General features: G+C 46.6%; 20 protein-coding genes. 7 read left to right on the top strand and 13 right to left on the bottom strand.

Annotation, left to right across the window (positions count from 1 at the left end; genetic code table 11):
• Nucleotides 1-51: 51 nt before the first annotated feature.
• The 3 genes from LPB400_RS04600 to grxC all read right to left on the bottom strand — a co-directional run bounded on the left by LPB400_RS04600 (nucleotide 52) and on the right by grxC (nucleotide 4,072).
• The gene (locus LPB400_RS04600) at nucleotides 52-3,096 is read right to left on the bottom strand and encodes a TonB-dependent siderophore receptor (RefSeq protein ID WP_219089697.1); all 3,045 of its coding nucleotides are present in this window, start codon (nucleotides 3,094-3,096) and stop codon (nucleotides 52-54) included.
• A gap of 262 nt (nucleotides 3,097-3,358) precedes the next feature.
• Nucleotides 3,359-3,793 carry a protein-export chaperone SecB gene (gene secB, locus LPB400_RS04595; protein WP_070461399.1) on the bottom strand — a complete coding sequence of 145 codons (435 nt, stop codon included), beginning with the start codon at nucleotides 3,791-3,793 and terminating at the stop codon, nucleotides 3,359-3,361.
• A 21-nt stretch (nucleotides 3,794-3,814) separates the two neighbouring features.
• Nucleotides 3,815-4,072: a glutaredoxin 3 gene (grxC, locus tag LPB400_RS04590; protein WP_107792405.1), complete on the bottom strand. Its 258-nt coding sequence runs from the start codon at nucleotides 4,070-4,072 to the stop codon at nucleotides 3,815-3,817.
• Nucleotides 4,073-4,309: 237 nt separating this feature from the next.
• On the opposite strand from grxC, the gene LPB400_RS04585 reads away from it, so the two are divergent.
• Nucleotides 4,310-5,803, top strand: a complete 1,494-nt coding sequence (locus LPB400_RS04585; RefSeq protein WP_070461398.1) for an Rne/Rng family ribonuclease — start codon at nucleotides 4,310-4,312, stop codon at nucleotides 5,801-5,803.
• Nucleotides 5,804-5,860: 57 nt separating this feature from the next.
• On the opposite strand, the gene LPB400_RS04580 is transcribed toward LPB400_RS04585, so the two are convergent.
• From LPB400_RS04580 to LPB400_RS04565, 4 genes are all read right to left on the bottom strand, one after another.
• Nucleotides 5,861-6,529, bottom strand: coding sequence for a DUF3108 domain-containing protein (locus tag LPB400_RS04580; RefSeq protein WP_107792404.1), 669 nt, complete (start codon nucleotides 6,527-6,529; stop codon nucleotides 5,861-5,863).
• 30 nt (nucleotides 6,530-6,559) lie between these two features.
• A complete protein-coding gene (purN, locus tag LPB400_RS04575) occupies nucleotides 6,560-7,186 on the bottom strand; it encodes a phosphoribosylglycinamide formyltransferase (RefSeq protein ID WP_107792403.1) in 627 nt (208 codons plus the stop codon).
• 96 nt (nucleotides 7,187-7,282) lie between these two features.
• On the bottom strand, nucleotides 7,283-8,098 hold the full coding sequence (locus LPB400_RS04570) for an FKBP-type peptidyl-prolyl cis-trans isomerase (protein ID WP_219089566.1): 816 nt from the start codon (nucleotides 8,096-8,098) through the stop codon (nucleotides 7,283-7,285).
• A 160-nt stretch (nucleotides 8,099-8,258) separates the two neighbouring features.
• Nucleotides 8,259-9,524, bottom strand: coding sequence for a Glu/Leu/Phe/Val family dehydrogenase (locus LPB400_RS04565; RefSeq protein WP_039861976.1), 1,266 nt, complete (start codon nucleotides 9,522-9,524; stop codon nucleotides 8,259-8,261).
• A 421-nt stretch (nucleotides 9,525-9,945) separates the two neighbouring features.
• Between LPB400_RS04565 and LPB400_RS04560 the strand changes: the two genes are divergently transcribed.
• From LPB400_RS04560 to LPB400_RS04550, 3 genes are all read left to right on the top strand, one after another.
• A complete protein-coding gene (locus tag LPB400_RS04560; protein ID WP_070461395.1) occupies nucleotides 9,946-10,659 on the top strand; it encodes a phosphoglycolate phosphatase in 714 nt (237 codons plus the stop codon).
• 100 nt (nucleotides 10,660-10,759) lie between these two features.
• On the top strand, nucleotides 10,760-11,221 hold the full coding sequence (recX, locus tag LPB400_RS04555) for a recombination regulator RecX (RefSeq protein ID WP_219089564.1): 462 nt from the start codon (nucleotides 10,760-10,762) through the stop codon (nucleotides 11,219-11,221).
• A gap of 75 nt (nucleotides 11,222-11,296) precedes the next feature.
• Nucleotides 11,297-11,458 carry a hypothetical protein gene (locus LPB400_RS04550; protein WP_039861975.1) on the top strand — a complete coding sequence of 54 codons (162 nt, stop codon included), beginning with the start codon at nucleotides 11,297-11,299 and terminating at the stop codon, nucleotides 11,456-11,458.
• Nucleotides 11,459-11,578: 120 nt separating this feature from the next.
• Here the strand turns inward: LPB400_RS04550 and LPB400_RS04545 are convergent, their stop codons facing one another.
• The 3 genes from LPB400_RS04545 to gmk form a co-directional block, all read right to left on the bottom strand.
• Complete coding sequence (locus tag LPB400_RS04545) at nucleotides 11,579-13,735, bottom strand: RelA/SpoT family protein (protein ID WP_219089562.1); 2,157 nt, start codon at nucleotides 13,733-13,735, stop codon at nucleotides 11,579-11,581.
• A 104-nt stretch (nucleotides 13,736-13,839) separates the two neighbouring features.
• Complete coding sequence (gene rpoZ, locus LPB400_RS04540) at nucleotides 13,840-14,046, bottom strand: DNA-directed RNA polymerase subunit omega (RefSeq protein ID WP_003682294.1); 207 nt, start codon at nucleotides 14,044-14,046, stop codon at nucleotides 13,840-13,842.
• A gap of 52 nt (nucleotides 14,047-14,098) precedes the next feature.
• On the bottom strand, nucleotides 14,099-14,716 hold the full coding sequence (gmk, locus tag LPB400_RS04535; protein WP_070607926.1) for a guanylate kinase: 618 nt from the start codon (nucleotides 14,714-14,716) through the stop codon (nucleotides 14,099-14,101).
• Between the two features lie 168 nt (nucleotides 14,717-14,884).
• On the opposite strand from gmk, the gene LPB400_RS04530 reads away from it, so the two are divergent.
• Nucleotides 14,885-15,445, top strand: a complete 561-nt coding sequence (locus tag LPB400_RS04530) for an adenine phosphoribosyltransferase (RefSeq protein WP_219089560.1) — start codon at nucleotides 14,885-14,887, stop codon at nucleotides 15,443-15,445.
• A gap of 46 nt (nucleotides 15,446-15,491) precedes the next feature.
• Here the strand turns inward: LPB400_RS04530 and LPB400_RS04525 are convergent, their stop codons facing one another.
• From LPB400_RS04525 to LPB400_RS04515, 3 genes are all read right to left on the bottom strand, one after another.
• Nucleotides 15,492-16,181, bottom strand: a complete 690-nt coding sequence (locus LPB400_RS04525; protein ID WP_225905505.1) for a toxin-antitoxin system YwqK family antitoxin — start codon at nucleotides 16,179-16,181, stop codon at nucleotides 15,492-15,494.
• A 275-nt stretch (nucleotides 16,182-16,456) separates the two neighbouring features.
• Nucleotides 16,457-17,356: a 50S ribosomal protein L3 N(5)-glutamine methyltransferase gene (gene prmB, locus LPB400_RS04520; protein WP_004519392.1), complete on the bottom strand. Its 900-nt coding sequence runs from the start codon at nucleotides 17,354-17,356 to the stop codon at nucleotides 16,457-16,459.
• Nucleotides 17,357-17,451: 95 nt separating this feature from the next.
• Nucleotides 17,452-19,707, bottom strand: a complete 2,256-nt coding sequence (locus LPB400_RS04515) for a nitric-oxide reductase large subunit (RefSeq protein ID WP_070461390.1) — start codon at nucleotides 19,705-19,707, stop codon at nucleotides 17,452-17,454.
• Nucleotides 19,708-20,109: 402 nt separating this feature from the next.
• Here LPB400_RS04515 and nirK point away from each other — a divergent pair, with 402 nt between their 5' ends.
• Together nirK and LPB400_RS04505 are read left to right on the top strand one after the other, a co-directional pair.
• Nucleotides 20,110-21,267 (top strand): copper-containing nitrite reductase, encoded by a 1,158-nt coding sequence (gene nirK, locus LPB400_RS04510; protein WP_219089556.1) that lies wholly within the window; start codon nucleotides 20,110-20,112, stop codon nucleotides 21,265-21,267.
• A 176-nt stretch (nucleotides 21,268-21,443) separates the two neighbouring features.
• A complete protein-coding gene (locus LPB400_RS04505) occupies nucleotides 21,444-22,199 on the top strand; it encodes a formylglycine-generating enzyme family protein (RefSeq protein ID WP_070814376.1) in 756 nt (251 codons plus the stop codon).
• The last annotated feature ends 52 nt before the right edge of the window (nucleotides 22,200-22,251 follow it).

Here is a 22,251-nt window from a genome sequence, read left to right as displayed (position 1 = left end):
ATCAGGAATTTGGCCAATAATGTTCACATACCAAATAATGATCCATTCGCTCTAGAAATGCCAATCCAATTTCAATTTGACTGTCCGCGGTTCGCCATAGAAATTGTTTTGACCTCGCGTACGGTTGTAGTTGTTTTCAAAATACGTCCTGTCAGCCAGGTTCGTTCCGATCAGGCTGATTCTGCCGTGTTTGTGAAAGTCATATTGAACAAAGCCATCTATAAGTCCGTAGCCTCCTTGGCGAATATTGTAAAGGCTACTTGTGCGACTTTGCGCGGATATTCCACCACCCAAGGTCAACTTAGTTTGAGGCAAGCGGTAGCTTGTACCGAGGCGGAACATATGTACCGGCGTGAAGTTACTGAAGTTATATGGGTCGGCAGTCGTGTTTTTCTCCAACCGCTCCGCATTGACTTCTGCAGCATTTTTATACTTACTTTTGTTATATGTGTAGCCAACAAAAATACGCCAGTTTTCCGACAATTCGCCAGCCAATTCAAGTTCTGCACCGCTGCTCTTAACCTTACCCACAGGTTTGGCGATGGTTTGGAATGAACCTCCGTTACGACTAGTATCGGGAACAAATCCGAAATCGACAACGGTTCGGTTTTTCTGCTGTAAAACAAATAAGGCAAGCGAAGCATTCAGACGGCCTTGCAAGAACGACCCTTTCCAACCTATTTCATAGTTAGTCCCGATGAGTGGTGGAAGAACGGATTTGCTGGTTACATCAACGTTATCCTGTTGTTTAAAAATCTTAGTATAGCTGGCATACAAGCTTTGTTGCGGTGTCAGGTCGTAGGTAATGCCTGCATATGGCGTGAACCTATGACTTTGCATTTTTGAGGTGTAGTGTTCTTTGTCGATTTTGTTACTGCTCTCAGTTTGAAATGCCGTAGCAGGCTGGCCATAGCGTACAGGCATTTCTTTGGCTTGTGTGGTTTCATAGCGCGTATAGTGCATACCGCCCAAGAGATGCAGACGGTTGGTTGCATTAAAGCGGGTGCTGACAGTCAAAGAATGTGTTTTATTCGTGTTAAGGTATTTCGAATAATTGTATAACGCCGGAACATGATCATCTGCAACCTGAACAGTTTTCCACAGCGGTATTTTCAGATATTGGTTTGCCCATTTCAAATTTCCCTCTTCATCCCGCTCCTGTATTTTGTTTCCATTTGCATCCAATTCGTAAACAGGATCTTGCACCATTACGCGCTCACCATTGTCGTTGACGGTCCAGACAGGCTTGCCTTCCGCATCCAAACGGGGAGTATATTTGGTAATATGCGCGCCACTGCATTCCGGCACATAGATTTTGTTATTACCTTTTTCGTTATAAATATGCCAATCTGGTTCGACAATACCTTTTTCTAAAGGATTACGCTCCGGACCATCGGGATGAATGCCGCAACTGCCTGCACCTGCATAACCTTGAGGACGGACAAAATAACGGTTTTGATAGATTTCTGTATAAGCAGAACGGATTTTTTCATTGTTATACGCATAGCCGACAAAGAAATCATGTTCACGTCCAAGTAGGCGGTAGTTACCTGTCAGATCCAGCTTAAAGCCCCATTGCACATCGTGTTTGGTATAGTGCAACGGCATGAAATTGTAACGGCGGTTGTATGTGTGGCGAAGATTGTATGCTGAGTCGTATAGACGGTTGGGAAACAGACCTTCTGCATTGTTAACAATGCCTTGCTTTGCAAGCTCCTTATCAATAAACTCTTTTTTATCTACTTCTACACCAGGATCCTGCCAGTCGTTGCACAGGAAATCCAAACCAATGTCCTGCATACATTGATCAAAACCTGCCCGACGTGCTGCCGCCCTTTGGGAGCGATATTGTTCAAAAGCAGATGCATCGAAATGATGGGCAACGTAATCTGCTTTTTTCTCTTCATATGTTTTAGTGACGCCATCACGATATTCTTTTAATTTTGCCAACGCCTTGTCTTTAGGCTCAAAAGGGATAACCTCCCCCTTCTCGGTTAAGAAACCCGTTGCCTCAGATGCTGAAATACCTGCCGCGTGTTCGTTTTTCAGAAAAAATTGTCCGACTTTGGCATCTGAATCGTTACGCGTATAAGAAATTTCGGCATTAAGTTGCCATCCATTGTCAAAGACATGTTTGAAACCGGAAAAAATATTGTATTTATCAGCATTCAGGCGTGACCATGAGGTTTCACCCAAATAAGTTTTACGTGGCAATTTCAAAGGATTGTTACAGGCAGGACTGGAGCTGAAGGCCGCAGTTTTTTGATCCTCACAAGGTAAAATCACGCCGGCAAAATCGGGAATGTCTTTATTTTTCTGATAAGTACCACCCAAAGTCAGCATACTGTTATCACTCAAATCCGTATCGATCACGCCATAAACCATGTCTTTCTTGTTCCATACACCCTCTTTAAAAGAGCGGTGGTCCTCATGAACACCAACCAGCCTACCGCGTACCGTATGTTCATTATTCAAGCTTCCAGATACATCCAAAGCCAAACGCTTGCTGCCCCTATGGTCAGTGCTGATTTCACCTGTATGCTTAAACAGAGCTGCTGGCCGCTTACGGATTAAATTAATGGTTCCACCCGGTTCTGAATTGGACTGAGTAAGACCGGTTGCACCTCTGACAACCTCAATGTGATCATAAACAGCAAGGTCTGTACTGGGTGAGACATCGATTTTTGCCGTATAACCCGAACGTCCAGACACATTAGTGGTAATACCGTCTTCACCAATCTGATCAACATAGAAACCACGAGACAAAAAACGAGTTTGTAGGCCCGAATCCCGAACCACGTTGATTCCCGTAGTGTTTTTCATTGCATCTTCTAAAGAATATATTGCTTTATCATCTAGCTGCCGACGCGTCATTACGCTCACCGACTGCGGCGTATCCTTGCCTGAAATACGCAACCCAGTCGCCGTTGCCATCGTTCCGATTGTATAAGACTGACTGCGCTCGGTATTCCTTTGTGCCTGCCGTTTGCCACTGACCTTGACCGTATCCATATCTACATGTTCAACTTCTTGATGTCCTGTATCTGCAAAAACAGTTTGGCAAGGCAGTACTAATAACAAACAAATTGTTTTCATTTGAAAATCAGGTTTCACAACTATTTCCTTAATTAATAGAATCTACTTACCTACTTGATAAAAATTATAATTTATTAATTTTAAATGATATTTAATCTATAAAATTAAAATATAATAGTAATGATAGGCGTAATCATTATATACCTGATGCATTAATATATGAACTTTTTGTTATAGATTTTTTCTTATATCCTGATTTTTAGATAAAAAAAGGCCGTCTGAACACAATGTTTCAGACGGCCTTAATTTAGGTATAACGCGATTAAGCGTTAGCTCCCTGTTGTTCTTGGTAGATTGCTTCGAAGTTGATCGGAGCAAGCAGTACAGGTGGGAAGCCGGCGCGGGTTACGCTGTTGGAAATGGCTTCGCGTGCGTAAGGGAACAGGATGTTCGGACAAGCAACGCCCAACAGCAGTTGTACGTCTTCCTCAGGAATGTTTTCCAAACGGAAGATGCCGCTTTGGGTAACTTCGTTCAAGAACATGGTGCGCTCTTCGTTCAGTTTGGCAGTCACGGTCACGGTAACGTCAACGCTGTAGAAACCGTCTTCCAGTTTGGTGTTGCCGGTAGAAACGCGCATATCCACTTCAGGCGCGCCTTGTTCCAAGAAGATTTGTGGTGCGTGAGGCACTTCCAAAGACAAGTCTTTTACATACAGACGCTCAACGCTGAATACGGGTTGCAATTCTTCGCTCATTTTATTTTCCTAAGTTAAGGGTTAAGGATTCAGTAATTCGTCCAACTTGCCTTCCTGCTGCAAGCGGTACAAATCGGTAAAGCCACCGACATGGGTGTCGCCGATAAAAATCTGCGGCACGCTGCGCTGGCCGGAAAGCTGCTGCATTTCGGCAAAAACTTCCGGATTGCCGTCGATGCGGATTTCGTTGATTTCTTTCACACCCACCACCTGCAACAGCCTTTTCGCCATGGTGCAGTATGGGCAATATGGACCGGTATAAACAGTAACGGTTTGCATGATTTCTTCCAGAATACCAATGTTCATGACTATATGGGCATAGGTGCTATTTTACAAGTGTTCCCGCCGTACGGTTGTAAAAAACATTCAGACGGCCTTCTGACCATAAACATTTGTGCAGATGCGGAAAAACCATAATTAAAGTATGATAAGCGCTTTCGCAGAATGACTTTTGCCATTTGTTTTTTGGAGAAGAACACATCGCAAAAGTTTTTCTATTCAAAATCAGGTATCCCCATGCTTTCAGGAATCCCCATCCCCAAGGACGCCGTGCGTCCGCCCGAAACTGTCCTCGTCAACATCACGCCGCAAGAAACGCGTGTGGCTGTTTTGGAAGAGAACAATATCTGCGAGCTGCACATCGAGCGCAACAGCGGTCATAGCTTGGTCGGCAATATTTATTTGGGCGTCGTCAAACGCGTCCTTCCCGGCATGCAAAGCGCGTTTATCGATATCGGTTTGGAACGCGCCGCGTTTCTGCACATCGTCGATGTCCTCGAACAACGCCGCAACCCGGACGAAACCCAACGCATCGAACACATGCTCTTTGAAGGTCAGTCCGTCTTGGTTCAGGTCATCAAAGACCCCATCAATACAAAAGGCGCGCGCCTTTCTACACAAATCTCGCTGGCCGGCCGTTTCCTCGTCCATCTTCCGCAAGAAGACCACATCGGCATTTCCCAACGCATTGAAGACGATGCCGAACGCAGCAGTTTGAGGGAGCGTCTCAACAATCTGCTGCCCGAAAACGCCTGCCACGGCTATATTATCCGCACCAATGCTGAAAACGCCTCCGATGACCAACTGCAATCAGACATCAACTATCTGACCAAAGTGTGGGAACACATTCAAAAACAGGCAAAAATTCAGCCGCCCGAAACCCTGCTCTATCAAGATTTGCCATTAAGCCTGCGCGTATTACGAGATATGTTCAGCCTCGATACGCACAAAATCCTGGTCGATTCCACCGAAAACCACCGCCGCATGACCCATTTTGCCGAACAATACGTTCAAGGTGCATTGGGCAGAATCGAGCTGTTCAAAGGTGAACGCCCCCTATTTGAAACCCACAACATCGAGCAGGAAATCGCCCGCGCCCTCCAACCGCGCGTCAACCTCAACTTCGGCAGCTACCTCATCATCGAGTCCACCGAAGCCATGACCACCATCGATGTCAACACCGGCGGCTTTGTCGGCGCGCGCAATTTTGATGAAACCATCTTTCGCACCAACCTCGAAGCCTGCCACACCATCGCCCGCGAACTTCGCCTGCGCAATCTCGGCGGCATCATCATCATCGACTTCATCGATATGGCGCAGGAAGTCCACCGCGAAGCCGTCCTGCAAGAGCTTGCCAAAGCCCTCAGTTTCGACCGCACCCGCGTCACCCTCAACGGCTTTACCAGTCTGGGCCTTGTCGAACTGACCCGTAAACGCTCGCGTGAAAACTTAAGCCAAATCCTCTGCGAACCCTGCCCTTCCTGCCAAGGCCGAGGCCGTCTGAAAACGCCGCAAACCGTGTGCTACGAAATCCAACGCGAAATCGTCCGCGAAGCGCGCCGCTACGATGTCCAAGCCTTCCGCATTTTGGCTGCTCCGAATGTCATCGACTTGTTCCTAGACGAAGAATCGCAATCGCTGGCGATGTTGATAGACTTTATCGGCAAGCCGATTTCGCTGGCAGTCGAAACCGCCTACACGCAGGAACAATACGATATTGTGTTGCTATAAAGATAAAAGGCCGTCTGAAAACTTTTCAGACGGCCTTCTTGTTTGAGCAAATAAAGATTACGGTTTCACTACTTTACCGTTGATTTTGACGGAAGTCAGTTTCAAGTTGTAGGTTTTGCCGTCATCGGTATAACTGATTTGCGCAGGGATATTGTCGATATCGGAAGCAAACGAGTAAGTCACGGTATCGTCGCCACGGCGGACGCGATATTTGCTCACAGGCGTTGTACCGCCGTTCAGTTTATAGCTTTCGCTGCCGATTTTGTTCATGCTGCCGACGGTGTACAGTTTTTTACCGTTGGTAATTTTCAAACCTGACGGCAGGCGCACGTCATTGGCGGCCAGTTGCCATGCCAAAGTGAACAAGTCCATGGCCGGGCCGGATTTTTCGGTTTTCAAATCACCTGCTTTACCATAAGTGATGTTGCCGCCGGAGAATTTGGCCTCGGCATACAATTTACCGCCGCGTACATCTTTGTAGTAAGACGGATTCAAGGTCGTGCCGTTGATGCTGCCGCCTGATTCAAAGCGGATATTGTAAAGCGGTACTTTGATGGTAGAGACGATTTTGTATTGGTTGCCGCTGTGTATGAAGGTCATGGTCGCAGGAATACCGTAGCTGCCTGAGTATTGCAAAACGGCAGATTGCGGCAATTCAGCGGCTTGTGCGCCGATGGAGACAGTGAGCAGGGAAAGTGTCAGCAGGGTTGTTTTAATCGGATTCATGATGTTTTCCTTGTGTGTATCGTGTTTTAATTAAGCCAACAGGCTTTGACCGGCGGCATTGCGTTGTGCATTCAAAACGCGGTTGCCTTCGATTTTCAGACGGCCTGCAACAAAGTCGGCAACGGCTTGCGGGAAAAGCTGGTGTTCAACCGTCAACACGCGTGCGGCAACGTCGTCAGCGGTATCGCCGTCCAAAATAGGAACAATGCCTTGTGAAATAATTGGGCCGCAATCCAGCTCGGGCGTCACAAAATGGATGGTGCAGCCTGCCACTCGGCAACCTGCTTCCAATGCGCGTTCGTGGGTGTGCAGACCGGTGAAAGAAGGCAGGATGGACGGATGGATATTGATCAGGCGGTTTTCATAATGGGCGCAGAATTTGGGAGTCAAAATGCGCATAAAGCCCGCCAATACAACCAAATCGGGCTGATAGGCATCGATTTTTTCCATCATAGCCTGATCAAATGCCAGACGCGAGTCGAAGTTTTTATGGTTCAAACTGTCAGTGGCAATACCGCGCTCTGCCGCCCATGCCAATCCGGCAGCGGTCTCGCTGTTGCTCAATACGGCTGCAATGTTGGCATCGGGAATATTGGCATTCACAATCGCCTGCATATTGCTGCCGCGTCCGGAAATAAGGATGACGATATTTTTCATCATAATTCCTTGTTTGTTTGGAACAAAGGCCGTCTGAAACGGAATTTTTCAGACGGCCTTTTATCCGTTGTTTAAGGGCGTAAGCCTTGATTCGGATTATTGAACTTTTTGTACGTCAACTTGTACTGGTTGTTGTGCAGCAGCATCAGGCGCGCCGACTTTAACCAGTTTCACGTCGAATACCAAAGTAGCGTTCGGGCCGATTTTATCGCCGGCGCCAACTTCGCGGTAAGCCAGTTTGGCCGGGATGTAGAATGTTGCTTCGCCGCCTTCTTTCAAGAGTTGGATACCTTCAGTCCAACCTGGAATCACTTGGCTTACAGGGAAGCTTGCAGGGCCGCCGTTGGCTTTGCTACTGTCAAATACGGTACCATCAATCAGACGGCCTTCGTATTCAACGGTAACCACATCGTCTTTAGTCGGTTTTTTGCCTTCGCCTTCTTTGGTGATTTTGTATTGCAGACCGGAAGCGCTGGTTTTCACGCCTTCTTTAGTCGCGTTTTCTTTCAAGAACGCTTCGCCTTTTTCCAAGTTTACTTTGGCATCTTCAGCACGTTTGGCAGCCGCTTTTTCTTGTTGCTCTTGCAGGAACTTCATCATCACTTCCTGAGCTTGGGCTTCAGTCATTTTAACTTCTTTGCCTTCAAACATGGCTTCCATGGCTTCGGTGAAGACTTTCAAATCGATTTCCGTACCTTGGTCTTTCATTTGTTTCAATGAACGGCCGATGTCCACACCCATTGCGTAGCTGGCTTGTTGGGCAGTAGAACCGATGGCAGAAGCATCTGCAGTCGCATTTGAAGCTACGGAAGCAGCAGGGGCATCTTTAGCGGCAGTGTCTTTTTGGTTGCAAGCAGTCAGTGCCAACAAAGCAGACAAAGCCAATGCGCTGAATTTGAAAGTTTTGTTCATGATTATGTCTTTTCCGGAAAGGTCAAAAAAGGGGATTATAGCTGAGTTTGAATGAAATGGAATCAAGGTGGATTAAAATTTGTAAAGGCACTTATCAAAAACATTAAGGCCGTCTGAAAACAGATTTCAGACGGCCTACTCTTAGCTATCGTTCAAACGATTAATACCAGCCGCGCAGTTTCATTGCTTTTTCAACACGACGGATACTCATCATGTAAGAAGCGGTACGCAGATCAACATCGTATTCTTGAGCCAAATTCCAAATATCGCGGAACGCACGGCGCAGGACAACGGTTTCTTTCTCTTGAACTTCGTCAAATTCCCAGTAGTAGCCTTGCAGGTTTTGTACCCATTCGAAATAGGATACCACCACGCCGCCGCAGTTTGCCAAAATATCAGGAACAACCAATACGCCGTTTTGACGCAGGATAACGTCGGCTTCTGGAGTGGTCGGGCCGTTTGCGCCTTCAACCACGATTTTCGCGCGGACTTTACCGGCGTTTTCAGAAGTCAGTTGGTTTTCCAGCGCGCAAGGGGCAAGTACGTCCACTTCTAGAGCCAAAAGTTCGGCATTGCTGATTTCTTTGCCGTAGCCGGCTTCGTTGGTGATGAAACCTTTGGTTTGGAATTCTTTGATGATTGCTTCCATATCCAAGCCGTTTTCGTTGTAGATGGCAACGTCAACAGTAGATACGGCAACGATTTTCGCACCGGCTTTGTGTGCATAGTAACCGGTATGGTAGCCCACGTTACCGAAACCTTGAATGGCGTAAGTGGCACCCTTCACGTCTTTGCCCAGTTTTTCCAAAGCTTGGACGGCGGCGAAGTTTACGCCGTAACCGGTGGCTTCGGTACGCGCCAAGGAACCGCCAAACTCAACCGGTTTGCCGGTAAACACGCCCGGTGCAGAATGTTTCACCACGTTTTCATAGGCATCAACCATCCAAGACATGATTTTGCCGTTGGTATTCACATCAGGTGCTGGAATATCGATTTTCTCGCCGATCAGCGGAGAAATGGCTTCGGAATAAGCGCGGGCGATGCGTTCCAATTCCGCTTCGGAATAGTTACGCGGATCCAAAGTAATACCGCCTTTACCGCCGCCGTAAGGAATACCGGCCACGCAGCATTTGATGGTCATCCAGATAGACAGGGCTTTAACCTCGTCCATATTCACATTAGGATGGAAACGCACGCCGCCTTTGTAAGGGCCGACGGCATTATTGTGTTGTGAACGGTAGCCGGTGAAGTTTTCTACTGTACCGTTGTCGAGTTTGACAGGGAAGTTGACTTCCAAAACACGTTGCGGCTTTTTCAAGATTTCAAATACTGCTGGGTCGGCATTCAAACGGTCGCAGGCAGTTTTCACTTGTTTTTGCGCAATTTCAAACGGATTCAGCGTTTCTTTTACAGCAGATGCGGACATGTATTTTTCCTTTTCATACATATGATTAGACGAGAGCCATACACGTTACTATATACAAAAACGGACAAAAATGTAATAGCGTGTAGTCGATAAAAAGCGAATCTATTCATTTATATATGAATTTAGTTTGAGGTCGTCTGAAAATATCGGCACACCAACCAAAAAATTTTCAGACGGCCTAGCATAAATGCTCATCAAACCATTCAAAAAAACACACAAACCCTTTGTTTTTTAATACCTACCAAACCACCCTTTTTGTTGACAAAATCCCTTTCACATTCCCAATAGGCTGACAGCCTTACACCATCAAAAATTGTTAACAATTTAAACAAACATCTTTTTAAAGAATCGGCAAAACATCGGCAAATCAGGCAAACAATGTTAAAATAAGCGCTTAAATAATATGACAGAAAGCTACTCAATGACCACTGCTGCTTTAGAACACGTCCAAGCCGTTGCCTTTGATTTGGACGGTACCTTATGTGATTCCGTTCCCGATTTGGCCGCAGCAGCCCAAGCCATGTGTGCGCACTTAGGTTTACCTGTTTTGCCTACCCAAACGGTTGGAAGTTATGTCGGCGACGGCATCAGCAAGTTGGTTCATCGCGTCATTACCCATGATCGTGAAAAAGAAGCCGATCCTGAAATCTGGGAAAAAGGTTTTGTGTTCTTTATGAAATATTATCGCGAACACTTGAGCGACTTTACCCGCCCCTACCCTGAAACTGAAGCCGGTCTCGGCCTGCTGAAGTCCTTGGGTATTCCATTGGTTGTCATTACCAATAAAAATGAAATTCTGGCTGCTGAGTTGCTGAAACAACTCAATCTCGACGGCTATTTCAGCTTGGTTCTCGGCGGAGACAGCCTGACTGAGAAAAAACCCAGCCCATTGCCGCTTCAACATGCGGCCGAAGTTTTGGGCATCGACGTTGCCAATATGCTGATGGTGGGCGACTCCAAAAATGACATTATTGCCGCCAAAGCGGCCGGTTGCTTCAGCGTCGGCGTAACATTCGGCTACGGCGACATGACCTTGCTCTCCCAAGACAAAGCGACCAAACCTGATTTGTTGATTCGCGCCCTGCCTGAAATCTACGAAAATCTGCAACCGCAAAAAAACAAAGACGAAGAATAATTTGGCTTTATTTTCAGACGGCCTTTTCGGTGCTTTCACCCAATCAGGCCGTCTGAAAATGTAATTCATTGTAGTTAAATCCCTCCCCTTCCATATCCCCATGAAACCTCCCAAAACCTTACGCGCCCGCGCCTTGGATATTCTTTCCCGTCAGGAAGTCAGCCGTGTCGGCTTGAAACGCAAACTGGCTCCCCACGCTGAAAGCGAAGAAGAGTTGGAAAAGGTTTTGGACGAATTCGCCGAACGAAATTGGCAATCCGACCAACGTTACGCAGAAGCCTATATTCACAGCAAGAGCAACCGTTACGGCACGCTCCGCCTCAAGCAAGCCTTGGCGCAACAAGGTATCGATGCAGATGACTGTCGGGAGTTCCTACCCGGCAGGGAGGACGAGCTGCAAACCGCCATTTCCGTCTTGCGTAAAAAATTCAAGCAGGAAGCTCAAGATTTGAAAGAAAAACAAAAACAAGCGCGTTTCCTTGCCTATCGCGGCTTTGGTGCCGACACCATTCAGACGGCCTTAAAAACCGCGTGGAATGAAGACGAAAACTTCTATCAATAATCATTCCCACTTGAATCTTTGCTTCTATCGGCGTACCCTTACGCTTTTATTCAATAATTCAATCAGAGCTTCATCATGTCCGACAAACCGCACGATACACCTAATCCCCTACTCGAAGACGAACGCAAAAATCCTGTTTACCGCTTGGGTCAGGCAGTAGCCGGATTCATGTTACTGGTTTGGGCCGGCGTTTTGGCCTTAGTTTTCTTTTTGGTTTTCCGTTTTTGGTTGAGTTAAACCCAATCTAATTACAAACAAGCCATAAATCCTCTTAAAAAGAAGCCAACAGCTTTTATTTGTAAACATCAAAAAGGCCGTCTGAAAATGCTTTCAGACGGCCTTTGCTTATTAACAAGATTATCCTCGAATCACTTTACGGATATTCGGATTGGCATGCATTGCATGAATAATCTGATTAACCTGATCCAAGTCTTTGACTTTAATTGTAAATTTAAATTCTACAAAACCTTCTGTTCCTGCTTGCGCTTTGGTTGGCGTATCGACAGATTCGATGTCCGCACCGGAATTGGAAATCGCTTGCGCCATTGAGGCCAACAAACCATGCGCATCTTCGGATTTGACGTTGAGGATGGTGCGGTACGTTTGATTGCGCAAACTGTCCCAACCCGCATCCAGTTGCTCTTCCGGATCGGCTTTGACCAAAGTTTGACAGGTATCTCGGTGGATAATCATACCCTTGTCTTTGACCAATAAGGCGCGGATCGCATCGCCGGGAATCGGATGGCAACATTCGGCAAAATGAATCCGGCCGGTTTCCTGATCGTTGACTTTGATCGGACTGAGCTTGACCGTGCTGCCAAAATGTTGGCCTGCCAACTCGGCAATGTGCATGGCAACGTGTACCGGCAAAGTATGCCCCATACCGACATTGTAAAGAACCTCTTCAAACGAGGTTTGTTTGGTATTCAAATCGGCAAGGTATTTTTCTTTGAGGTCGTCTGAAAGCAGGATGTCTTTAGGCAACAGGCTGGATAAAGCTTTTTGCAGCAGGTTCTCACCCAAAACAACGGCATCGTGACGATTCAGATTTTTAATGTATTGGCGGATGGCGCTTCGCGCACGGCTGGAAACGGTAAAGTTCAGCCATGCTACATTAGGCTTGGCATGCTCGGAAGTAATGATTTCTACCGTATCGCCGGTTTTCAGCTTGGTGCGCAACGGCATCATGACGTTATTGATACGCACGGCAACGGTTTTATGACCGATATTGGTGTGAACTGCATAGGCAAAGTCAATCGGCGTTGCACCTTTAGGCAAGGTAAGGATATCGCCTTTCGGGGTAACGATATAGACTTCGTTGGGGAACAAATCGACTTTGACATGCTCTAGAAACTCGATGGCATTTGAGCTACTAGCCTGCAGGTCGAGAATATTTTTCATCCATCGGTTCATATGGAGGACGGCTTGATCCGGAGTATTTTCACCGGATTTGTAAATCCAATGACCGGCAATACCACCCTCAGCCACGGCATCCATTTCACGCGTACGGATTTGCACTTCGATCGGCAAACCGTAAGGGCCGACCAAGGTCGTATGCAGGCTTTGGTAGCCGTTGCTTTTCGGAATAGCGATATAGTCTTTGAAACGGCCGGGCTTGGGGTGGTATAAATTATGTAATGCGCCCAACGCGGCATAACAGGCAGGAATGCTGTTTACGATGACCCGAAAGCCGTAAATATCCATTACTTCGGCAAAACGCAGCTTTTTAGCCAGCATTTTTTGATGGATGCTGTACAAGTTTTTCTCACGGCCTTTGATTTTGGCTTCAATATTGACACCAACCAAACGCTGACCGAATGCACGCAACACTTTGCCGACAACATCGCGGCGATTTTTGCGGCTGTTGTTCATGGCTTTTTTCAGGGTTTCGTAGCGTCTTGGGTGGAGGTTTTGGAACGATAAGTCTTGAAGCTCTTGATACGCATTGTTCAGGCCAATGCGGTTGGCGATTTGAGCATAGATTTCGAGGGTTTCTTTGGCGATGCGGCGGCGTTTTTCCGGACGCATAGAGCCAAGGGTGCGCATATTGTGCAATCGGTCGGCAAGTTTGACGACGATGACGCGCACGTCTTTAGTCATGGCGAGGATAAGCTTGCGGAAACTTTCCGCCTGATGCTCGGCATGATCTTCAAATTTGAGTTTTTCCAGTTTGGAGAGGCCGTCTACCATTTCGGCAATGGTATCGCCGAATTCTGCCGCCATTTCGACTTTGGTTACGCCCGTATCTTCCAATACATCATGCATAACGCCCGCGCAGAGGCCTTGAACATCCATGTGCCAAATCGCAAGCTGCGTGGCAACGGCAAGGGGATGGGTAATGTAGGGCTCGCCGCTTTTACGGGTTTGTCCGTCATGGGCATGGAAAGCGTAGGCAACGGCTCTTTCAAGCTCGGCCTGCTCATTGGTATTGAGATAGGATGCGGTGCGAAACAGAAGCTCGCGCGCTTCTGCTGTCAACGGATCATAGGGGGCGGTAGGCAGTGGGGCTGGCATTTTCAGACGGCCTTTTATGGCTATTTTTAAGCCGTCAGACTGTATCGGTTGTGATATCGCACCGATACAGTCCGCGCGACGGTTTTATCGGTTTGCCGGTTGGTTTATTTGTTGCGGGTCAGCAGCTCGGTTCCGATTTGTCCGGCTGCGATTTCGCGCAGGGCGGTAACGGTTGGTTTGTTGTTGCGGATGTCGTCAACCAAAGGCGTATTGCCGTTTTCTAATTGGCGTGCGCGACGGGCGGCAACGAGGGTAAGGTCGAAGTGGTTAGGGATTTTACCTGTGCAGTCTTCAGTAGTAATACGGGCCATGTTTGCTTGCTTTCTTTCTATGTTTCAAATAAACGGTTATTTTCGCTGTTTTTTAGGAATTTTCCAACAGGTTTGAGATAAATCCCTGTTGAGAGGATTTTTTCAGACGGCCTGCTTTAATAATGTGGAACAAATCGGCTTCGGCACGATCCAAATCGTCATTCACGACAACGTAATCGAACAAAACGGATTGCTCAATCTCATGACGGGCTTTTGAAAGGCGTGTTTGAATAACTTCTTCGCTGTCTGTACCACGGCCGATCAAACGTTGCGCCAATACTTCAAAGGAAGGCGGCAGGATAAAAATACTGCTGGCTTCAGGCAACGATTTACGCACTTGCGCCGCACCTTGCACATCAATTTCCAAAATTACGTCATAGCCCTCTTCGCTCAACGAATTCACGCCGGCAATGCTGGTGCCGTAATAATTGCCGAACACATTGGCGTGTTCTAAAAAGGCTCTTTGATCAATCAGCGATTCAAATTCTTCTTTGGGAACAAAGTGGTAATGTACACCATGTGCTTCACCCTCACGCGGCTGGCGCGTAGTATGAGAAATGGAAACACGGATGTCGTCATGATTTTTCAACAGGCGCGACACCAAGGTCGTTTTACCTGTTCCGGAAGCGGCAGAAATGATGTAAATATTGCCTTTTTTATGATTTTGCATGGTGGTTCAGCCGATGGTATGTACCTGTAAATTATAACACAACACAATGTTTCTCGGAATTTCAGACGGCATGTTGCAAAATTTGGCTATTGTATCGATTAATTTGGCAAGTCCGCATATGACCGCTACAATATCGTGTTAAAAACTTTTTGATTTCGGAATGTCGAGATGTTGATTCATCCTGAAGTAATGGGCGTAGAAGCTTTGGCGGACAAAATCCGTAAAATTGAAAACTGGCCGCAAAAAGGAATTTTGTTTCATGACATTACTCCCGTTTTACAAAGCGCAGAATATTTCCGCCTGCTGGTCGATTTACTGGTTTACCGCTATATGGGGCAAAAAGTTGATGTCGTTGCGGGCTTGGATGCGCGCGGCTTCATCATTGGTGCGGCTTTGGCCTATCAGCTGAACGTCGGCTTTATCCCTATCCGCAAAAAAGGCAAACTGCCGTTTGATACGGTTTCTCAAAGTTATGCTTTGGAATATGGCGAAGCAACGGTAGAAATCCATACCGACGCCATCAAGCCGGGCGCACGCGTTTTGTTGGTAGATGATTTAGTGGCAACCGGCGGCACAATGCTGGCAGGTGTCGAGCTGATCCGCAAACTGGGGGGTGAAGTAATCGAAGCAGCTGCCATTTTGGAATTTACCGACTTGGACGGCGGCAAAAAAATCCGTGAAAGCGGCGTGCCGTTATTTACTCTATGCCAAAACAAAGGCTGTATGTAATAAAAAAACCGCAAGCTAATCAGCCTGCGGTTTTTTATTGTCAAAATCATTCGAGAACGTATCCGTCTGTATCCCAAAAAGTTTTTTTCACCAACTGGTCGTCTTTATAAACCAGCTCAGATTTCTTCGCACCATCATCATACCAATCCAAAATAATGCCGCTGCGTTTACCGTTGCGAATACTCAATTCAGACACGATGCGGCCATTTTCATCCCAACTAATAATCTCCGTCGGTTTGTCATTGCTCATCATCATTTCGGTTTTCGGGCTGCCGTCTGAATACCATTGTTTCCAATGGCCATTGGCTTTATCGTGCTTAAACTGAATTTCGCTTTCTTTCACACCATTTCGGTAATAGCGGGAACCCACACCCTCACTCAGGCCATTTTGATAAGGCATCACCGCAGATTTTTTGCCGTTTGGATACCAGTTGACCCATTCGCCATGCGGTTTTCCGTTGCGATAGCTGCCAACCATCTTTTTCTGACCGTTGAAATGCCACAGGGTTAGCGTACCGTTATCCAACGCCGGCACAAAAACCTTAATCTGACCGGCAGGTACTTCATAAGGATCAGAATATTTTTTCATCGATGGATAGTAAAAATCCTGCACCTGCGCCTTGCCTGCCTCAATCTTGTATTGGCGGACATAAGCAACCGAAGGCATGGTCGCCGTCAGTTTACCGTTTTGATTGAAATAAACGGTATGTTGCTGGGCAAGGGCGGCAACGGGCATACTGAACAAGGCAGCAGCCAACAGGCCTGATTTTAAATAATTATTCATAATATGGAGTTTGGCAGTATATGTTCTACAAAAAGTCAGTAATAAAAATTCACTGACATTAGAAACTATGGCAAATATTATAAGCCATAGTTTCAAAGCCTGCTTGGATTTCATATTCGCCATACCATAGGAATTTGTATTTTCTTAAAATATTAAAAATTTTATAAAACAAAGGCCGTCTGAAACTTTTTTTCAGACGGCCTTTGTTTTATTTATATCAAAATAAACTATTCTTCACCCAGTAATTGCTCGCGGGTCAACAGGAATACAAACCCATCACCACCGCTGGTTTCCAACCAAGTAAACGGCAATTCCGGATAAGCTGCTTCCAATACTTCACGGTTATGACCGATTTCAACCAGCAATACACCTTTCGGATTCAAATATTTCGCAGCCTGCAAAATGATTTGGCGTGTAGCATCCAAACCATCTTCTCCACTACCCAAAGCCAATTCCGGCTCATGTAGGTATTCATCAGGCAACGCTTCCACAGATTCTGCATCAACATAAGGCGGATTGGAAACAATTAAGTCGTAGGTTTCATCCAAACCTTCAAACAAATCAGTATGCACCAAGCTGATACGGTCTTCCAAGCCATAATCTTCGATATTGATGGCGGCCACTTCCAACGCATCCAAGCTCAAATCAACGGCATCGATTTGTGCGTCGGGATAGTGGTGCGCCATTTGAATGGCTAAACAACCGCTACCGGTACACAAATCCAAAGCTCGATGCACCAATTCATCGTGTTCAATCCAAGGACGGATACCGTCACCAAGCAATTCGTAAATGAAAGAACGAGGCACGATAACGCGCTCATCGACATAAAAATCAAACTCGCCCTGCCATGCCTGATGCGTCAGATACGCAGCAGGAATATGCTCAACTGCGCGGCGCTCGATAATGGACAACACTTCCTCCTTCTCACTTTGCAACAATTTGGCATCCAAATAAGGCTCCAACATATCCAAAGGCAGGTTCAAAGTGTGCAAAATCAGATAGGCTGCCTCGTCATGGGCATTATCACTCCCGTGTCCGAAAAACAGTCCGGCATCATTAAAACGGCTGACAGCAAAACGCAATAAATCGCGAACAGTGGTCAGCTCTTGAGCAGCTTGGTTGAACATAATGTTTTGTCTTGTCGATTTAAGAATATTGAAATTATAACAGAAAGGCCGTCTGAAAACTTTTCAGACGGCCTTTGATTTAATTCAGCTTAAGATTATTTATCGCGGCTGAATACGATTTTGGTAGCTTGGATAGCAACGCAGACAGCACCACCGATGAAGATCAAGTCAGCAGCGGTACGAACCCAACGCAGGGTATCCAGAATTTCCATTTGCAGGAATTCTTCGCTACGTGCATACCACAGACCATGAGTGATAGAAGCGTAAGCTTGAATCACGCCGACCGGCAACAGGCTGATAGCAATCATACCCACCAGGCCGCCATTCAGCAGCCAGAAGCCCCAAGTCATCAGTTTGTCGTCAAATTGAGCATTAGGTTTCAGGTAGCGTGCAACCAGCAATACGAAGCCCAGAGCCAAGAAACCGTACACACCGAACAGAGCCGCGTGAGCGTGAACTGCAGTAGTGTTCAGACCTTGGATGTAGAACAGGGAAATCGGTGGGTTAATCAGGAAGCCGAATACGCCGGCACCGATCATGTTCCAGAAGGCAACTGCTACGAAGCACATCAAAGGCCAACGCAGACGTTTCGCCCAGTCGGACAGGTGTTGGTAAGACCAGTGTTCGTAAGCTTCACGGCCCAGCAGAATCAAAGGTACAACTTCCAAAGCGGAGAAACATGCACCGATTGCCATAGAGGCAGAGGTAGAGCCGGAGAAGTACAAGTGGTGCAATGTACCTGGAATACCGCCCAACATGAAGATGGCGGCAGCGGCCAGAGTAGAAGCAGTAGCAGTACTACGGCGGACAAAGCCCATGTTGTAGAAAATGAATGCGAAGGCAGCAGTAGCGAACACTTCGAAGAAGCCTTCTACCCACAGGTGCACCACCCACCAACGCCAGTATTCCATCACAGCGATTGGAGATTTTTCACCGTAGAACAGGCCAGGAGCGTAGAACACACCCACACCAACCATAGAAGCTACGAAGATAGCCAACAGGTTTTTGTCTGTACCTTTTTCTTTAAAGGCGGAGATGGTGCAACGCAGCATCAGGAACAGCCACAACAGCAAGCCAACCATCAGCAGAAGTTGCCAGAAGCGACCCAAATCCAAGTATTCGTAACCTTGGTGACCGAACCAGAAGTTCAGCTCAGGTGGAATGATGTGAGTCAAAGCAAAGAAGTTACCTGCGTAAGAACCGCCGACTACGATGAACAGAGCGATGTACAGGAAGTTCACACCGGCACGTTGGAATTTAGGATCTTTACCGCCGTTCACAATCGGAGCCAAGAACAGACCTGCTGTCAGGAAGCCGGTTGCAATCCAGAAAATAGCGGATTGGATGTGCCAAGTACGGGTCAGCGCATATGGGAACCAGTCGGCCATTTCAAAGCCCAAGGCGGTATCGATACCGTAGAAGCCTTGACCTTCGACAGTATAGTGAGCGGTCAAACCACCCAACAGTACTTGTACGACAAACAGCGCAACAGTCAGGAATACATATTTGCCCAACGCTTTTTGAGAAGGAGTCAGTTGTACTTTAGAGATAGGATCTTCAGTAGGTACTTCAACCTCTTCATGTTTGGTCAAGAAAGAGTAACCCCACATCAGCAAGCCGATACCCATCAGCAACAATACCACGCTGGTGAAAGACCACATATAGTTTTCAGTAGTCGGTACGTTGTTGATCAAAGGCTCGTGCGGCCAGTTGTTTGTGTAGGTAAAAGTTTCGTCAGGACGGTTGGTCGAAGCAGACCAAGAAGTCCAGAAGAAGAAGTTGAACAGTTTTTCACGCGCTTCTGGGCTTGGCAATGTGTTGTTTTTCATTGCAAAGTGTTCGCGAGTGGTTTGGAACTTAGGATCGTCGCTGTACACACCGTGGTAGTAAGGCAGGATGCTTTCGATCGCTTTCACGCGGGTTTCGCTGACAACGACAGAACCATCTTCCTTAACACGGCTTTGGTTGCGGTATTCGTCAGCCAAACGGGTTTTCAGAACAGCTTGTTCTTCAGGAGAAACTTCGTCAAATTTTTTGCCGTAAGTTTCTTGCGCAGTCAGATCCAACCATGCAACCAGCTCGCGGTGCAGCCAGTCGGCAGTCCAGTCCGGAGCTTGGTATGCACCGTGACCCAATACAGAGCCAACTTCCATACCGCCGGTAGTTTGCCATGCAGATTGACCTGCCAAAATATCGTCTTTGGTCATCAGGACTTTGCCGGATGCAGAAACGACTTGTTCAGGGTATGGCGGAGCCTTTTTATAGACTTCGCTACCCATATAACCAAGAATGGTAAAGCATACTGCCAGCACGGCAAACAGCAAGTACCAAAGCTTCTTGTACTGTCCCATTTTAAGTACTCCTTAATTTTGGTAAAAAGTGGTTGGGTGGTATTAATTCATCAAATATGAATGTTAAAGATTGTATCACGGTTTAATAAGTAAAGAAATATTTTGTCAATAATATTCCTTTAAAACCATTAACTTATATGATATTGATTCCCATTTTCTTATACAGACCCTCCTTTATCGTATTTTGTGTTAAGTTCTCGCTAACATTTTCACACAAAATTAAACTTTTCGATGTATTTTTTTATACTTCTAAAGGAGTATTTAGGGATTAAAAGATTCATATTCCCTGAACAATTTGATTTACATCAAAATATGACCAAACAAGCGCCTACATAATCATACAAAACTTCGAACCATCCTATCAGGATTCTTAACTTTTCTTACTATAAGGAAACTTTAAACATGAAACGCCAAACCTTAGCCGCACTTATCGCTTCTGTATTTGCACTGGCCGCATGCGGCGAGCAAGCTGCTAAACCTGCTGAAACTCCAGCTGCTACCGCTTCTGCTGAAGCTCCTGCTACTTCCAACTCACAAGCTGCTGCAGAAACTCCTTCTTCAGAACTGCCTGTAATCGATGCCATCGTAACTCACGCTCCGGAAGTTCCACCTGCAACTGATCGCGACCATCCGGCTAAAGTACGCGTTAAAATGGAAACCGTCGAAAAGACCATGACCATGGAAGACGGTGTTGAATACCACTACTGGACATTCAACGGCGACGTTCCAGGTCAAATGATCCGTGTACGCGAAGGCGATACCGTAGAAGTAGAATTCTCTAACAATCCTTCTTCTACCGTTCCTCATAACGTTGACTTCCACGCTGCAACCGGTCAAGGTGGTGGTGCAGAAGCTACCTTTACTGCTCCTGGCCACACTTCTACCTTCAGCTTCAAAGCACTGCAAGCTGGTTTGTACATCTACCACTGTGCCGTTGCTCCTGTAGGTATGCACATCGCCAACGGTATGTACGGTTTGATCTTGGTTGAACCTAAAGAAGGTCTGCCTAAAGTGGACAAAGAGTTCTACATCGTACAAGGTGACTTCTATACTAAAGGTAAAAAAGGTGCTCAAGGCCTGCAACCTTTCGATATGGATAAAGCGATTGCTGAACAACCTGAATACGTTGTATTCAACGGTCACGTAGGCTCTATCGCCGGCGACAATGCCCTGAAAGCTAAAGCTGGTGAAACTGTTCGTATGTACGTTGGTAACGGTGGTCCTAACTTGGTATCTTCTTTCCACGTTATCGGCGAAATCTTCGACAAAGTATATGTTGAAGGTGGTAAACTGATTAACGAAAACGTACAAAGCACTGTGATTCCTGCCGGTGGCGCCGCCATGATCGAATTCAAAGTCGATATTCCAGGCAGCTACACTTTGGTTGACCACTCTATCTTCCGTGCGTTCAACAAAGGTGCTTTGGGTCAATTGAAAGTTGAGGGTGACGAAAACCCTGAAATCATGACCAAAAAACTGAGCGACACCGTTTACCAACCTGCCGGTGCTGCCACTTCTGCTCCAGCAGCTGCGTCTGGTGCTTCTGAAGCCGCTAAATAATCTCTCGGTTTTTAATACGCCAAGCCACTGCTGCCCTACTCTTTAGAGCCGCAGTGGCTTCCATCACGATTAATCTTCCTGTTCAAATCAGACAGATTGATTTTTCAGACGGCCTTGTTATGATTAGGCTATCTGAAAAATAAATTTTCTGTTTCAATCGATAATAAGGGCGTACCATGAAACTCATACAACTCCTCCTCTTAGGCAGTGCCTTAATCTGCGGCAATACATTTGCTGCCGAAATGGTAAAAATCGAAGGAGGCAGCTACCGTCCTCTCTATCTCAAAAAAGAAACTTCCCTTATTAAAGTCAAACCCTTCCAGCTTGACAAATATCCGGTGACTAATGCTGAGTTTGCCGAATTTGTGAACACGCATCCGCAATGGCAAAAAGGCAAAATCAGTTCCAGACATGCTGAAAAAGCTTACCTGAAACATTGGGTAAAGAACGGCAGCAACAGTTTTGCTCCTAAAGCCAGCGAACTCAAACATCCGGTAACCAATGTTTCATGGTTCGCCGCGAATGCTTACTGTGTTTCCAAAGGTAAACGCCTGCCGACTATTGACGAGTGGGAATTTGCAGGCTTGGCTTCTGCCACTCAAAAAGACGGCTCTGCCGAGCCTGGCTATAACCGCACCATCTTGGATTGGTATGCAGACGGCGGTCGCAACGGTCTGCGCGACATCGGTAAAAACAAACCCAACTACTGGGGCGTATACGATATGCACGGCCTGATTTGGGAATGGACTGAAGACTTCAACAGCAGCCTGCTCTCGTCAGGCAATGCCGATACGCAAATGTTTTGCAGTGGCGCATCCGTAGGTTCCAGCGATCCATCAAATTACGCCGCCTTCCTGCGCTACGGCATCCGCACCAGCCTGCAGTCCAAATATGTTTTAAATAACTTAGGCTTCCGTTGCGCAAGCAAATAAAGTTTAGTTTTTATCACCAAAGCAGCTTTGGCGGTACTGAAAGGTATCGCCG

The organism is Neisseria perflava (genome assembly GCF_019334725.1).
Lineage (GTDB): Bacteria > Pseudomonadota > Gammaproteobacteria > Burkholderiales > Neisseriaceae > Neisseria > Neisseria subflava_A.
The sequence above is the reverse complement of the archived record's forward strand: the minus strand, read 5'-3'. Positions and strand labels throughout refer to the sequence as shown.